This window comes from Pyxidicoccus trucidator, assembly GCF_010894435.1.
Classification (GTDB): domain Bacteria; phylum Myxococcota; class Myxococcia; order Myxococcales; family Myxococcaceae; genus Myxococcus; species Myxococcus trucidator.
In genome coordinates, this window is record NZ_JAAIXZ010000007.1 from 204,304 (window position 1) to 219,819 (window position 15,516).

Annotated in this window: 3 protein-coding genes; all 3 read right to left on the bottom strand. The window is 73.7% G+C overall.

Annotation, left to right across the window (positions count from 1 at the left end):
• Positions 1-2: 2 nt before the first annotated feature.
• From G4D85_RS21115 to G4D85_RS21125, 3 genes are read right to left on the bottom strand one after another with little or no spacing between them, the layout of a single operon-like run.
• Positions 3-6,005, bottom strand: coding sequence for a type I polyketide synthase (locus tag G4D85_RS21115; protein WP_164014711.1), 6,003 nt, complete (start codon positions 6,003-6,005; stop codon positions 3-5).
• A 49-nt stretch (positions 6,006-6,054) separates the two neighbouring features.
• Positions 6,055-10,707, bottom strand: a complete 4,653-nt coding sequence (locus tag G4D85_RS21120; protein WP_164014714.1) for a type I polyketide synthase — start codon at positions 10,705-10,707, stop codon at positions 6,055-6,057.
• A 58-nt stretch (positions 10,708-10,765) separates the two neighbouring features.
• Complete coding sequence (locus tag G4D85_RS21125; protein ID WP_164014716.1) at positions 10,766-15,484, bottom strand: type I polyketide synthase; 4,719 nt, start codon at positions 15,482-15,484, stop codon at positions 10,766-10,768.
• Positions 15,485-15,516: the final 32 nt, after the last annotated feature.

Genomic DNA, 15,516 nt, shown 5'->3' on the forward strand with positions numbered 1-15,516 from the left:
GTTCAGGCCACCTTGTCCGGGTTGCCTTCCAGCGCCGCGACCTGCTCGTCGGCCACCTGGTCCGGGTTGCCTTCCATCTCCGCGAGCAGCGCCGCGACCTGCTCGTCGGAGAGCTGGTCCAGGTTCTCGAGGAGCTGCTCGGCCCGGGCCTCGGTGGCGGCGGGCTTGCGCGCCACGGGCGCGGCCTCGGGCAGCTGGTACCCGAGCCGCGTGGCCAGCGCGCGCGTGGACGCGGCGAGCGCGCGAGGCCACAGGATGCGCTTCCAGGCGTCGCTCCGCTCCCCCTCGATGCGGGTGTGCTGGAGGATGTTCGGGTCTCCGAGGCCGCCCAGCATGCGCTCCCGTTTGCCGTCATACGGCTGCACCATGCCCGCGTCGTAGGGCAGGCCCAGGAAGTCGCTGACGCCCTTCATCACCCGCTCGGGCTCGCTCACCAGCTCCTCGTAGCGGACCTGGTGGACGCGCTCGGGGCCGATGCGCTCGTAGAAGTCGAGCAGGTTCTGGTTGGGCATGGCCCACACCGTCTCCGCGACGGCGTAGGGGTCCACGTCGGCCGAGCCGAAGAGGCTGGGGCCGAAGAGGCGGTCGAAGCGCATGCGCACCAGCGACTCCATGACGGGGAGCGGGTGGCGCTGCAGGAAGAGGTACTTCGGCGCGTCAAACAGCTCCTCGCCGCGCCAGAGCGTCTCCGGGTCCATGGCGTAGGGCGGCGTCTTGTCCACCAGCAGCCGCGGGCCGGCCAGCTCCTGCAGCCGCCCGTAGACGGCCTGCGAGGAGGCGTCGTCCGCCACCAGCTTGTCGACGAAGGCCTGACCCGCGGTGGAGTCCAGGCCCAGCATCTCCATGAAGGCCCAGAGCAGGCCGCGCTCGGTCCACTCCATCTCATGGCCGAAGCCCACGTTCTGCTTCCACTCGCGCATCGACTCGAAGAAGAGGAGGTTCAGCTCGGGCGGGCAGAACAGGCGCGGGTGGCCGGCCAGCATGACGCGGAAGAGGGTGGAGCCCGCGCGCGGCGTGGAGTGGACGAACACCATGCCGGGGTTCTTCTTCGCCGCCCGCAGCTTCGGGCCGGACGCCTGCCGGCGGTAGGGCCGCAGGGCGAGGGCCGACAGCGGCACGTCCGTGGCGAAGCGCGCCGGGTCCGTCTGGCGCTCCAGCTCCGCCAGCAGGTAGCGCGACAGGTCCGGCAGCGAGGGGTGCTCGCGCAGCTCGTGCGGGTAGAGCTGGAACTTGAGCTCCTTCTTGAGGTCGAACTCCAGCTCCGAGCCGATGGCGTCCAGGTCCAGCCCCGCGAGGCTGCCGTTGGCGGGCAGGTCCTTCACGGCCCGGTTCGTCACCTTCGCCACCTTGCGGCGCAGCCAGTCCTCCAGGAGCGACGGGCGCTCGGTGGGGAAGGCGGTGCGCAGGGCCTCGGCCAGGGGCTTCGTCGGCGCCGCGTCGCGCGCCGCCAGCTCCTTCGCGATGAGGCCGGAGAGGCCGGCCACCGTGGGGTGCTCGAAGAGGCTGCGCAGCGGCGGCTCCACCTTGAAGGTGGCCTGCACCTGGTTGCGCAGCTGCGTGGCCAGCAGCGAGTGCCCGCCCAGGTCGAAGAAGTCGTCGTGCAGGCCCACCTCGGCCACGCCCAGCAGCTCGCTCCAGAGCGCGGCCACCGCCTTGTCCAGCTCCGTGGAGGGGGCGACGAAGGCCGTCTTGCCCCGGCGCACGCGGTTGGCGGCCTTCTTCGGCGACGCGCCCGGCGCCTTCGCCTCGCGGTTGACCCACAGGCGCAGGCGCGGCTCCAGGTCGCCGGTGATGACCACCACCTGGCCGTCCAGCCCGGCCTGCACCACGCGGCGTAGCGCCTCGGTGCCCTCCGGCACCGTCATGGTGTACTGGTCCATGGCCGTGCGCAGCGTGGTGTGCTTCGTCTCCTCGGGCCACGGGTCCCACGAGGCGCTGACCCAGCGCGGGGCGTCCTGCCCCCGGCGGCTCTGCGCGAAGGCGTCCAGGAACTGGTTGCCCGCCGCGTAGGTGAAGTGCGCGAGGCCGCCCAGCACCGAGGAGCTGGACGAGAAGAGGAGCACGAAGTCCTGCACGCGCCCGCGCAGCGCCTCCTCCAGCGCGTAGGTGCCGTACACCTTGGGGCCGAACTGCGTCTCGGCCGCCTCGCGGCGCACGTCCGTCAACGACAGGTAGGGCGAGTCGCCCCGGGTGACGCCCGCGGTGTGCAGCACGCCGTGCAGCGCCCCGAAGCGGGACTCCACCTGCGTTACCGCTGCCCGGAGCTGCGCGGCGTCCGCCACGTCGGCGGTGAGCACCAGCACCTGCGCGCCCTTCGCCTCCAGCGCCTTCACGCGGCGCAGGCGGCGGCTCACCGGGTCGTCCTCGGGGTGGCCCGCCAGCCACGCGTCCCAGGTGCTCCGCTCCGGCAGCGCCGTGCGGCCGACCAGCGCCAGCTTCGCCTTCGACGTCTCCGCCAGGTGGTCCGCCAGCATGAGGCCCACCGCGCCCAGGCCGCCGGTGATGAGGTACACGCCGCCCTCGCGCAGCGGGGCCACGGGCGCGCCCTTCGACTCCAGCCGCACCGGGGTGTAGGCCTGGACGTAGCGGCGGGTGCCGCGCAGCACCACCAGCAGGTCCGCGCTCCGATTGCCCAGCTCCGCCACCAGCAGGCCGGCGAGCCGCTCCGCGCGGGGGTCGTGCGGCACGGGGACCTCCACCTCCACGCAGCGGGCGGTGACGTGCGGCAGCTCCTGCGGGAGGACCTTGCAGGCGGTGAGCAGCGGAGACTTCTCCGCCAGCGCCTGGTGCTCGCCCTCCAGGTCATGCAGCCGATTGGTGATGACCTCCAGGCGCACCGGGCGGGTGCCCTTCGCCAGCGCCTGGCCCAGCGCGAGCAGGCTGTAGTAGCCGTCCCGCTGCAGCCTCTGGAACAGCTCCGGGCCCGTGCCCGCGAGGTCCGGCGGCGTCAGGCTCCACAGGTGCACCACCACGTCGGCGGGCAGGCCCTGCTGCTGCAAATCCTCCAGCACCGCCAGCACGTCCGCCTGGCTGTCCGGGGCCGCCACGAAGCGGCGCGCGTCCTCGCGGGCGAAGGCGGTGCCGGCCCGGACACGCACGACGTCCCGTCCTTCCGCCTCCAGCCGGCGGGCCAGCGCGTCGCCCACGCCCAGGCCGTCCTCCAGCAGGACCCAGCAGCGCGACTTCGCCAGCGCCTCGCCGTCCAGCGCGGGCGGGGCCGTGGGCTTCCAGGTGGGGACGTGGAACCAGTCCGCCACGTCCGCGTGCTTGCCCGTGGGGGCCCGCTGTTGCGGCTGCGAGGCGGCGCCCTCCACCGGGTCCACCCAGTAGCGCTCGCGCTCGAAGGGGTAGCCCGGCAGCGGCACGCGGCGGCGCCGCTCCGCGCCGTAGAGGGCCTTCCACTCCACCGGCACGCCGGCCAGCCACAGCTCGCCCAGCGCGCCCATGAGCTTCGCGGCGTCCGACTCCGGCTTCCGCGGGTGGCGGCAGGTGGAGAGGACCGTGCGTCCGGCGGACTCCGGCTGCGCCCTGGCGAGGCTGGCCAGCGTCTGGCCGGGGCCCACCTCCAGCAGCACGTCCGCCGCGTCCTTCAGCAGCTCGCGCAGGCCCTGGGCGAAGCGGACCGGCTGGCGCAGGTGGCGGGCCCAGTACGCCGGGTCCGTGGCCTGGGCCGCCTCAATCCACGTGCCCGTGACGTTGGAGACCCAGGGCAGCTTCGGCGCCTGGAGGCGCACGCGGCGGACCGCGTCGGTGAAGGGCGCGAGGATGGGGTCCATCATCGCGGAGTGGAAGGCGTGCGAGGTGTGGAGCCGCCGGGCCTGGACGCCGCGCGCGGACAGCTTCGCCTCCAGCGCGTCCACCGCGTCGGTGGGGCCGGACACCACGCACAGGGCAGGGCCGTTGACGGCCGCGAGGTCCAGCCGTCCCTCCAGCAGCGGCGTCACCTCCGCCTCCGGCAGCGGCACGGCGAGCATGGCGCCCGCGGGCAGCGCCTGCATCAGCCGGCCGCGCGTGGCCACCAGCGCCAGCGCGTCATCCAGCGAGAAGACGCCCGCGAGGCACGCGGCGACGTACTCGCCGAGGCTGTGGCCCACCATGGCGCGAGGCTTCACGCCCCGGGTCATCCACAGCTTCGCCAGCGCGTACTCGAGGACGAAGAGGGCCGGCTGGGTGAGCGCGGTGCCCTCCAGCTTCTTCGCGGCCTCCGCCTCAGCCTCCGTAGCCGTCTCCGCCTTCGGCTCCGACGAAGGGGCGGGGTAGAGGACGGTGCGCAGGTCCAGGCCCAGGTGTGGCTTCAGCTTCTCCGCGCAGGTGTCCACCTCGGCGCGGAAGGCGGGCTCGCTGTCATACAGCTCGCGCGCCATGTTCACGTGCTGCGCGCCCTGGCCGGGGAACATGAAGACCACCGGCCTGTCCCCCACCTCGCGCACGCCGGTGAGGACGCCCGGGGCGCCGGCCGCCAGCGCCTCCGCGGCCTCCTTCGCGGTGCGGGCCACCAGCGCGCGGCGGTGGTCGAAGTCCTTGCGGCCCACCTGGAGGGTGAAGGCCACGTCCGCCAGCACCGCGGCCGGGTGCTCGCGCAGCCACGCGGCCAGGTTGTGGGTGGCCGTGTCCAGCGCGGCCTCGCTCCGGGCGGAGAGGACCAGGAGCTGCGCGGGACGGGAAGCGCCCGAGGCCTCCGCCCTGGGCGCCTCCTCCAGGATGACGTGGGCGTTGGTGCCGCCGAAGCCGAACGAGCTCACCCCCGCGCGCAGCGGCCCCGCGCCCGCCCACTCCGTCAGCTTCGTGTTGACGGTGAAGGGGCTGTTGGCGAAGTCGATTTGAGGGTTGGGCTGGGTGAAGTTCAGCATGGGCGGCAGCTTGCGGTGCTGGAGCGACAGCACCGTCTTGATGAAGCCCGCCATGCCCGCGGCCACGTCCAGGTGGCCCACGTTGCCCTTGGCCGTGCCGAGCCGGCAGAAGCCCTTCTTGTCGGTGCTGGCCCGCCACGCGTTGTTCAGCGCGAGGATTTCAATCGGGTCTCCCAGCGACGTGCCGGTGCCGTGGGCCTCCAGGTAGCTGATGGCGTCCGCGTCCAGGCCGGCGCACGCCAGCGCTTCCAGGAGCACCTCCGTCTGGCCCTCCACGCCAGGCGCGGTGAAGGACGCCTTGTTCGCGCCGTCGTTGTTCACCGCCGAGCCGCGCACCACGGCCAGCACGTGGTCGCCGTCCGCCAGCGCGTCTTGGAGGCGCTTGAGCACCACCACGCCCGCGCCGCTGCCGAAGACGGTGCCCTCCGCCTTCGCGTCGAAGGGCCGCACGTGGCCGTCCGGTGACAGCATGCTGCCCGGCTCGTAGGTGTAGCCCGCGGGGTGGGGCACGTTGACGGCCGTGGCCGCGGCCAGGGCCATGCGGCACTCGCCCATCAGCAGGCTCTGGCAGGCCAGGTGGATGGCCACCAGCGAGGTGGAGCACGCCGTCTGCACCATGGTGCTGGGGCCGGTGAGGTTGAGCTTGTACGAGACGCGCGTGGCCAGCGACGACACGTCGTTGCCCAGCTCCACCAGCAGCCTGTCCTGAGGCTGGAGCGCCGCGCGGTGGGCCAGCAGGTGGAACAGGTACGTGCTGGTGCGGGTGCCGGCGAAGACGGAGATGCGGTCGCCCGGGTGCTTGTCCGGGTCATAGCCCGCGTGCTCCAGCGCCTCCCACGCGCACTCCAGCAGCAGGCGCTGCTGCGGGTCCATCACCCGCGCCTCCAGCGGCGTGTAGCCGAAGAGGCCCGCGTCGAAGCGCTCGATGCCGTCCAGCACCGGGGCGGCCTTCACGTAGCGGCCGGAGCCCAGCTCCTCGGCCGTGACTCCCGCGGCGCGCAGTTCGTCGTCGGTGAGCGGGACGATGGACTCCACCCCCGCGCACAGGTTCTTCCAGAACTGCTCCACGTCCTTCGCGCCAGGGAAGCGCCCGGACATGCCGATGACGGCAATGGCCAGTCCTTCGTAGCTCTCGGTCTCGTTGTTGTCGGACATGATGATTTCTCGTGGGGGGTGTGGGACGGCGGTGCGCGCGTTCGCGCTGCTACCGCTGCCTGCGGTGGAGCCACTGGTTGCGGCGGCCCAGCTCTTCCTTGCGCTTCGCCAGCTTCTCCGCGCGCTCGCGGGCCGCGGCGTCGCCCTCGCCCAGCAGCTCCGCGAGTGCGCGTGCCGTGGGGCGCTGGTACAGGGTGGCGGCGGGCACCTCCGCCTGCAGGGCCTGCCGGAGCTGCGCCGAGGCCTGGACGGCGAGGAGCGAGTCGGCGCCCAGCTCGAAGAAGTTGTCGTCGATGCCGATGGGCTCGATGCCCAGCACCCCTTGCAGCACGGTGGTGAGGGTGCGCTCCAGCTCATTGCGCGGCGCCACGTAGGCGGAGGGCAGGGCGGGGCGCGGGTGGCTCTTGCGCGCGGTGCCAGGGGCCGGGCCGGCCTGGGCGGCGGAGCGCACCGACTGCCGGCGTCGCGCGGCGAGGTCCGCCGTGCAGACGGCGATGGGGCCGCCCGAGGCACCCGAGAGGATGCGGCGCGTGGCGTCCACGCCCTCGGCGGGGCTGAGCGCGAACTTCGCCAGCGCGCCCAGGGCGGAGGCGTCGTCCAGCTTCCACGCGTCCCAGCCCACGCTGTGCCAGGGCACGGTGCCCGCGTCGGAGCGGGCCTCCGCGAGCGCGTCCATGTACGCGCTGGCCGCCGCGTGCGCCGCCTGCCCCAGGCCGCCCAGCACCGAGGACAGCGAGGACATGAGCAGCACGAAGTCCGGCCCGTCCACCGGGAGCGCGGCGGCCAGGGCCCGCAGGCTGGCGAGCCCGGGCTCGAGGTGCGCGGCGCGCTGCTCGGGGCCCAGGTCCTGGAGGGCTCCCAGCATGGCGCCGCGCAGCCCGCCCGCGGCGTGGATGACGCCGTCGAGCCGGCCGAAGCGCTCCACCGCGCGGGCCACGGCGTCCTTCAGGTGCTCCACGTGGGTGGCGTCCACCGCGAGCACGAGCACCTCGGCCCCGGCGGCCTCCAGCGCCCGGGCGGCCTCCACCTTGCGGTGCGTGGCGTCCCGCGGCTCGTGGGTGGCCAGCCACTGCTCCCACTGCTCACGGGGCGGGAAGTCCGGGCCTTCCACCAGCGTGAGGCGTGCGCGGAACGTGCGCGCCAGCTCCGTGGCCAGCACGTGGCCGGGGCCCTCCAGGCCGTCCGTGACGAGGTACACGCCCCGCTCGCGCAGCGGCCGGCTGGAGGCGGCGTCCTCTTCCAGCCGCAGCGACTCGAAGGTCCGCACCCAGCGCTGGCGCCCGCGCCAGGCGACCAGCGGCTCCGGCGCGCCCGTGAAGAGCTCCGCGAGCAGGTGCTCCGCCACGGTGGCGGCCTCGGCGCCAGGGCCGGGCGGAGTCACGTCCACCAGCCGGCAGGTGAGGTGCGGGTGCTCCTGGGGGAGGACGCGGCAGGGGCCCAGCATCGCCGCCACCTCGGGCAGCAGGACATCCGCGCGCTCCACCTTCGCGGCGCCGCTGGCCACCACGCACAGGTGCCGGAGCTCCGTGGGGCTCCGGGCGCCCAGGGCCTGCGCGAGCGACAGGAGGCCGTGCAGGCCGGTGTCCGGCGCCTGCGCGCGCGGCACGTTCTCCGCCGTCACGCCCCACAGGTGCACCACGCCGCCCGCCGTGTGGCCCTGCTGCTGGAGCGCGTCCAGCAGCGCGGCGTAGTCCTCGCGCCGCTGCGGGTCCACGGTGAAGGAACCGTCATTCCGCTGGCTGAACTCCGTGCCGGGGACCACGCGGGCCACGGTGTGTCCCGCCGCCACCAGCCGGGCGGCCAGCGCCTCACCCACGCCCGCCTCGTCCGCGAGCACCAGCCAGCTTCGCACGCTGGCCAGGGGCCCGGAGGCGGCGGCCGCGCGCGGCAGCGGCGCGCGCTTCCACGAAGGCACGTAGAACCAGTCCGCCGCGTCCGCCTGCTTCTCGGGCGCGGTGGTGGTGGCGCTCGCCGCCGGACGGGCCGCGCCGAGCGCGCCACCGGGCCGGGCGTCAATCCAGTACCGCTGCCGCTCGAACGGGTAGGTGGGCAGCGGCAGCCGGCGCCGCTGCTCCTTCTTGGCGAAGCCCGCCCAGTCCGGGTGGACGCCGCCCAGCCACAGCCGACCCAGCGCGGTGAGGAGCACCGTCACGTCGTCGGCGTTCGTCTCACGCGGGTGCCGGGTGCAGGAGAGGGCGATGCGCGCCTCGGCGTCCGGCTGCCGCCGTGCCAGCGAGGTGAGCGTCGTGCCGGGGCCTACCTCCAGCAGCGCTGTCGCGGGCTGCTGCGCGAGCGTGCGCAGCCCCTCGTCGAAGCGCACCGCCTGCCGGAGGTGCCGGGCCCAGTACTCGGGGTCCGTGGCCTGCGCCGGCTCAATCCACGTGCCGGTGACGTTGGAGAGGAAGGGCAGCTTCGGCGCGCTGCGCTTCACGGCGCGCACCGCGTCCAGGAAGGCCGGGAGGATGGGGTCCATCATCGCGGAGTGGAACGCGTGTGACGTGTGCAGCCTCGCGACGCCCACGCCCAGCGCCTCCAGCTTCGCCTGGAGCGCCGCCACGGCTTCCTCGGGCCCCGCAACCACGGTGAGGCCCGGGCCGTTGACGGCGGCCAGGGACAGCTCCGGCGTGAGGTGCGCCCGCAGCCCGGACTCCGGGAGCGGCACGCTCAGCATGGCCCCGGCGGGGAGCGACTGCATGAGCTGCCCGCGCTTCGCCACCAGCGCGAGCGCGTCCTTCAGCTCGAAGACGCCGGCGAGGCACGCGGCGACGTACTCGCCCACGCTGTGGCCCAGCATGGCCCGGGGCTTCACGCCCCAGGACATCCACAGCCGCGCCAGCGCGTACTCCACCGCGAAGAGGGCCGGCTGGGTGAGGGCCGTCTGCCCCAGCTTGCGCGCCGCTTCCTCCGCCCCCGCGGCGTCCGGGTAGAGCACCGCGCGCAAGTCCAGCCCCAGGTGCGGGAGCAGGTGCAGGGCGCACGCATCCAGGTGCTCGCGGAAGACGGGCTCGGCGTCGTACAGCCCGCGCGCCATGCCCACGTACTGCGAGCCCTGGCCCGGGAAGAGGAAGGCCACCGGCCGGTCCTGCACCTGGGGCGCGTCCGTGAGGCAGCGCGGCGTCCCCTCTGCCTCCAGCGCGGCGAGCGCGTCGTCGTGGTCCGTGCACACCAGCACGCGGCGGTGCGACATGGGCTGCCGGCCCACCTGGAGCGTGTACGCCACGTCCGCCAGGGACTGCCCGGGGTGCGCCTTCAAGTGTCCGGCCAGCCGCTGCGTGGCGGCGTCCAGCGCGGTGGCGGAGCGGGCCGACAGCACCAGCACCTGCGCCTTTCGCGACGGGCCGGAGGGGGGCAGGACGGGCGCTTCCTGGAGGACGACGTGCGCGTTGGTGCCGCCCACGCCGAAGGAGCTGACCCCCGCGCGGCGCGGGTGCTTCGGGTGCGCCGGCCAGGGCTCCAGCTTCGCGTTGACGTAGAAGGGGCTGCTGTCGAAGTCGATTTCCGGGCTGGGCTGCTCGAAGTGGAGGGTGGGCGGCAGCTCGCGGTGCTCCAGCGAGAGCACGGCCTTGATGAGACTCGAGACGCCGGCCGCGTTCGCCAGGTGGCCGATGTTCGTCTTCACCGAGCCGATGGGAATCCTGCGCGGCGGTGTTGCGGCCGGGGTGGCCGGGGCCTTGCGGGGGCGGAAGGCCTTGGTGAGCGCGCGCACCTCGATGGGGTCTCCCATCTTCGTGCCCGTGCCGTGGGCCTCCACGTAGCCGATGCTCTCCGGCTCCACGCCAGCGGCGCCCAGGGCCTCGCTGATGACGGCGGCCTGGCCCTCCACGCCCGGCGCGGTGTAGCCGACCTTCACCGCGCCATCGTTGTTGATGGCGGAGCCCTTGATGACCGCGTGGATGGAGTCGCCGTCCTCCAGCGCGTCCGCGAGGCGCTTGAGCACCACCACGCCCGCGCCGCTGCCGAACACCGTGCCGTCCGCCTTCGCGTCGAAGGCGCGGCAGTGCCCGTCCGGCGAGACGATGCCGCCGGGCAGGTAGCGGTAGCCCTCCGGGTGCTTCACGTGCACGGAGACGCCGCCGGCCAGCGCGACGTCACACTCCTCGTTGAGCAGGCTCTGGCAGGCGACATGCGTGGCCACCAGGGAGGTGGAGCAGGCGCTGAGGATGGAGTAGCCGGGCCCGCGCAGGTTGAGCTTGTACGCGACACGGGTGGTCAGGAAGTCGCCCCCGTTGGCCACGTCAATCTGCACCTGGTCCAGCATGCTGAGCTGGTCCGCGTTGGGCACCAGGTTGTGCAGCAGGTACGTGTTCGTCGGCGCGCCGCCGAAGACGCCGATGGCGCCCTTGAAGTCTCCGGAGCTCCCGGGCGCGTAGCCCGCGTGCTCCAGCGCCTCCCAGCAGCACTCCAGGAAGACGCGGTGCTGCGGGTCCATCAGCTCCGCCTCTCGGGGCGTGTAGCCGAAGAAGCCCGCGTCGAAGAGCTCCATGCCCTCCAGCGCCGCGGTCGCCTTCACCCACGACGCGTCCTGGCGCAGGGCCGCGTCCAGGCCCAGCGCGTCCAGCTCCGCGTCCGCCAGGGGGCGGATGGACTCCACGCCCTCGCGCAGGTTGCGCCAGAAGGTGTCGAGGTCGGGCGCTCCGGGGAAGCGTCCCGTCATGCCGATGATGGCGATGTCCTGCTCGTCGGCGGCGATGTCGGAGGGCATGGCGACTTCCTGAGGGGGGACAGCGGGTTCCGCGGGGGGACGGCTCAGTTGCTACGGCTCAGCTCTCTTCTTCGGAGGTGTCGTCGGACGCCCCGCCCTGGCGCGCGGCCCGGCGGGCGCGACGGCGCGCACCCCGGTCCAGGCTGGCGTCCTCGTCCTCGGCGGGCGCCGCGTCGGGCGGCAGGGTGGCGGCCTTGATGAGCTTCGCCAGCGCCTGCACCGTGGGGCCCTCGTAGAGGCTGACGGCGGGGATGGAGACCTGGAACTGCTCGCGCACCCGGGCGATGAGCTTGATGCCCACCAGCGAGTTGCCGCCCAGCTCGAAGAAGCTGTCGTGGACGCCCACCTGGGAGATGCCCAGCGTGGACTCCCACAGGCGCGCAATCGACTCCTCCAGCGCGTCGCGGGGCGCCACGTACGGGTTCTGCAGCGTGGGGCGCGGGGTGCGGTCCGCCGCTCCGGCGTCCACCTGCACCATCGCGGCGCGGGCGCCTTCCGGCTTCGCCTGCTCCTGCTCCGGACGCGTCCAGCGCGCGGCGCGGGCGGACAGGGAGCTGGTGGCCACGGCCACCTGGCCCACCACGCCCAGCCCGAGCAGGTGCTCGAAGGCGCGGGCGCCCTCGTCCGCGGAGATGGCCAGCGCGCCGAACGGGGTGGTCGCCGCCAGCGGCGAGGCCGAGCCCTCCTCGAAGCGCCACGCGTCCCAGCCCACGCTCGTCCACGGCACCGGCGACTGCTGCGTGTGCCTCGCGGCGAACGCGTCCATGAAGCCCGTGGCCGCCGTGTACGAGGCCAGCCCCAGGCCGCCCAGCACCGCCGCCAGCGACGAGGCCAGGTGGCAGAAGTCGAGCTGCCGGCCCGCCAGCGCCTCCTCCAGCGCGTACAGGCCCTGGATGCGGCTCTGGAAGTGGTGGCGCACGTCCTCCGGGCGCGTGTCGGGGATGACGCGGAAGAGCGCCGGGTCCACGTCACCCGCCGCGTACACCACGCCGTGCAGCGCGCCGAAGCGCGACACCGCCGCGTCCACGGCCGCGCCGAGCTGCGCGCGGTCCGCCACGTCGGCGGCCACCGTGTGCACCTCGGAGCCCAGCGCCTCCAGCTCCCGCACCTTGTGGATGCGGCGGCTGATGGCGTCCGTGGCTCCGTGCGACGTCAGCCAGTCGTCCCAGCCGGAGCGCTCGGGCAGGGCGGTGCGGCCGGCGAGGACGAGCTTCGCCTTCACCTTCCGGGCGATGGCCCGTGCGTGCGCGGTGCCCAGGGTTCCGAAGCCGCCCAGCAGCAGGTACACGCCGCCCTCGCGCAGGGGCGTGGACTCCGGGCGGTGCGCGTCCTGGGGCACGGGCTCGAAGGCCTGCACGTGGCGCTGGCCGCCCCGGTACGCGACGGCGGCCTCCGCGCGGGAGGCGGCGGCGCACTCGGCGAGCAGCGCGTCCGCCAGCGCGGCCTCCTGCCAGCTCCCCGCCAGCGGGAGGACGACGTCCACCGAGCGGCAGGCGAGGTGCGGATACTCCTGGGGGATGACGCGGCAGGGGCCCAGCACCGTGGCCCACTCCGGACGGGGCAGCTCGTCCGCGAGCGCCTGCATGCGGTGGGTGACGGCCACCAGCGACACGGGCGCCGCGCCATCGCGACGGCCGAGCGCCTGCGCCAGGAACAGGAGGCTGGAGAAGCCCCGCTCCAGCGCCAGGTCGAGCATCGCCGCGCCGGAGGACTCCTCCGGCACCGCGCCCCAGAGGTGGAGGATGCGGTCCGGCGCGAAGCCGTCCGCGGTGAGGGACTCCAGCAGCGACGCGTAGCCCGCGGCGTCGCGAGGGTCCACCGTCCACTGGCGCGAGGCGACCTGCGCGGTGCGCGGGCCCGGCGTGAAGAGGATGACCTCCTGGCCCGCCTCGGCGAGCCGCTTCGCCACCCGGGCGCCCAGGCTGTCCTCGGTGCCCGGCGTGAAGAGCCACCAGCAGGACTTCGTTCGCGCCCACGGGCCCGAGGCCAGCGGCACCGTGCGCTTCCACGTGGGGAGGTAGAACCAGCGCGAGACGTCCTGCTTCGGGTCCGCTCCGGCGGTGGCGTCGGCGAGGGCCCGGCCCGCGTCGGGCGAGGGCTTCTTCGGCTCCACCCAGAACTTCTGGCGCTCGAAGGGCGCGGTGGGCAGGGGGATGCGGCGGCGGCGCTCACCGTCGAGGAAGGCGTCCCAGTCCGCCTCCACGCCCGCCAGCCACAGCCGGCCCAGGGCGCCGAGGAGGACCTCCATGTCCGGCTGCGACTCCTTCGGGTGGCGCAGCGAGGTGATGAAGGCGTGCCGCGCGCCCTTCGCCGGGTGCTGGCGCGACAGCGTGGCCAGCGTGTTGCCGGGGCCCACCTCCAGGAGGATGGCGTCCGCGTCCTTCAGCAATTCGCCCACGCCGTCCGCGAAGCGCACCGCGCCGCGCAGGTGCTTCGCCCAGTAGTCCGGGCTGGTGGCCTCCTCGGTGGTAATCCACTTGCCGGTGACGTTGGACAGGTACGGCACCTGGGGCGCGTGGCGCTTCACCTTCCGCACCGCGTCGCGGAAGGCGTCCAGGATGGGGTCCATCATCGCCGAGTGGAACGCGTGCGACGTGTGCAGCGGCGTGGTGGGCACCTTCCGGAAGGCGAGCTGCTCTTCGAAGGAGGACACCGCCGCCGCCGGCCCCGCCACCACGCAGGTGGTGGGGCTGTTCACCGAGGCAATCGACAGCTCCGGGGGCAGCAGGCCCGCCACCTCGGACTCGGGCAGGGACACGGCCAGCATGGCGCCCGCGGGCATGCCCTGCATCAGCCGGCCGCGCGCGGCCACCAGCGCCAGCGCGTCGTCCAGCGAGAAGACGCCCGCGAGGCAGGCCGCGACGTACTCGCCGATGCTGTGGCCCAGCATGGCGCGCGGCTTCACGCCCCAGGACATCCACAGCTTCGCCAGCGCGTACTCGACGACGAAGAGGGCCGGCTGGGTGAGGGCCGTCTGCTTCAGGCGCTCCGTCGCGGCCTCCCGCTGCGCCGCGGGCGGGTACAGCACCGTGCGCAAATCCAGGCCCAGGTGCGGCTGCAGCTTCTCCGCGCACGCGTCCACGTCGGCGCGGAAGGAGGCCTCCGTCTCGTAGAGCTGCCGGCCCATGTCCACGTACTGCGAGCCCTGGCCGGAGAAGAGGAACATCACCGGGCGGCCCGAGGACTCCTGCGCGCCGGTGAGGACGCGCTGCGGCTCGCGCGAGGCCAGCGCCTCCACCGCGTCCGCCACCGTGCGGCACACCACCGCGCGCCGCTTGCCGAAGCGCTTGCGGCCCACCTGGAGCGTGAAGGCCACGTCCGCCAGGGACGCCTCCGGGTTGTCGCGCAGGTGCGAGACGAGCCGGTCCGTCGCCAGCTCCAGCGCGGTGTCCGTGCGGGCCGACAGCAGCAGCAGCTGCGCGGGCCGGCGCGGCGCGTCCGTGGGGGCCAGCGGCGGGGCCTCTTCCAGGATGGCGTGGGCGTTGGTGCCGCCCATGCCCAGCGAGCAGACGCCCGCGCGCCGGGGCGTGGGGCCCTCCGGCCAGTCGCGCAGCTCCGTATTCACGAAGAAGGGGCTGTTGGCGAAGTCGATGGACGGGTTGGGCGTGTCGTAGTTGAGGCTGGGCACCAGCTTCTTGTGGTGCAGCGACAGCGCCGTCTTCATGAAGCCCACCGCGCCCGCCGCCGAGTCCAGGTGGCCGAGGTTCGTCTTCGCCGAGCCCAGCGCGCAGAACTGCTTTGCGTCCGTGCCCTGGCGGAAGGCCTGCGTCAGCGCCGCGACTTCAATCGGGTCTCCCATCTGCGTGGCGGTGCCGTGCGCCTCCACGTAGCTGATGGAGTCCGGCGTCACGCCCGCCACCGCCTGCGCGAGGGCAATCGCCTCGGCATGACCCTCCACGCTGGGGGCCATGTAGCTGACCTTGTTGGAGCCGTCGTTGTTGCACGCCGAGCCCTTCACCACCGCGTAGATGGTGTCGCCGTCGCGCACCGCATCGTCCAGGCGCTTGAGCATGAGGACGGCCGCGCCGTGGCCGGCGACGAAGCCCTGGGCCTTGGCGTCGAAGGTGTGGCAGTGCCCGTCCGGCGCCGTGGTGCCGCCCTCGTAGTAGAGGTAGCCCGCCTTCTCCGGGAAGTGGATGGAGACGCCGCCCGCCAGCGCCGCGTCACACTCGTACGCCAGCAGGCTCTGGCAGGCGAAGTGGATGCAGGTGAGCGAGGTGGACGAGGAGGACTGCACCGTGACGGCCGGGCCCTTGAGGTCGAGCCGGTACGCCACCTCCGTGGTGAGGCTGTCCTTGTCGTTGCCGATGGACGCCTGGAGGCTCTCCAGCGACGCCACGTGGGCCAGGTGCGCGTAGATGTTGTTGAGCAGGTACGTGTTCATGCTCATGCCGCCGAACACGCCCACGCGGCCGGGCTGCCGCTCGGGGCTGTAGCCCGCGCCCTCGAAGGCCTCCCACGCGCACTCCAGGAAGACGCGGTGCTGCGGGTCCATCAGCGCCGCCTCGCGGGGGTTGAGCCCGAAGAAGGCCGCGTCGAACATCTCCGCGTCGCCGAGGACGCCGCCCGCCTTCACATAGTTGGGCGCCCGCACCAGCGCCGGGTCGATGCCCTCGGCGATGAGCTCCTCTTCGGTGAAGAAGGAGATGCTCTCCACGCCGCCGCTGAGGTTCTTCCAGAACTCCGCCACCGTCTTCGCGCCCGGAAGCCGGGCCCCCATGCCGATGACGGCGATGCCTTCCAGCCCGCCGCCCGCTGTCTCAGTCTCGGTGCTCATGAAGCCGTCCCTGCTGTGGCCGCCCCGAGCGG

Excerpts from the sequence above, each read along its gene's own strand:
- G4D85_RS21115 (WP_164014711.1), bottom strand. The coding sequence starts at position 6,005 with ATGTCCGACAACAACGAGACCGAGAGCTACGAAGGACTGGCCATTGCC.
- G4D85_RS21120 (WP_164014714.1), bottom strand. The coding sequence starts at position 10,707 with ATGCCCTCCGACATCGCCGCCGACGAGCAGGACATCGCCATCATCGGC.
- G4D85_RS21125 (WP_164014716.1), bottom strand. The coding sequence starts at position 15,484 with ATGAGCACCGAGACTGAGACAGCGGGCGGCGGGCTGGAAGGCATCGCC.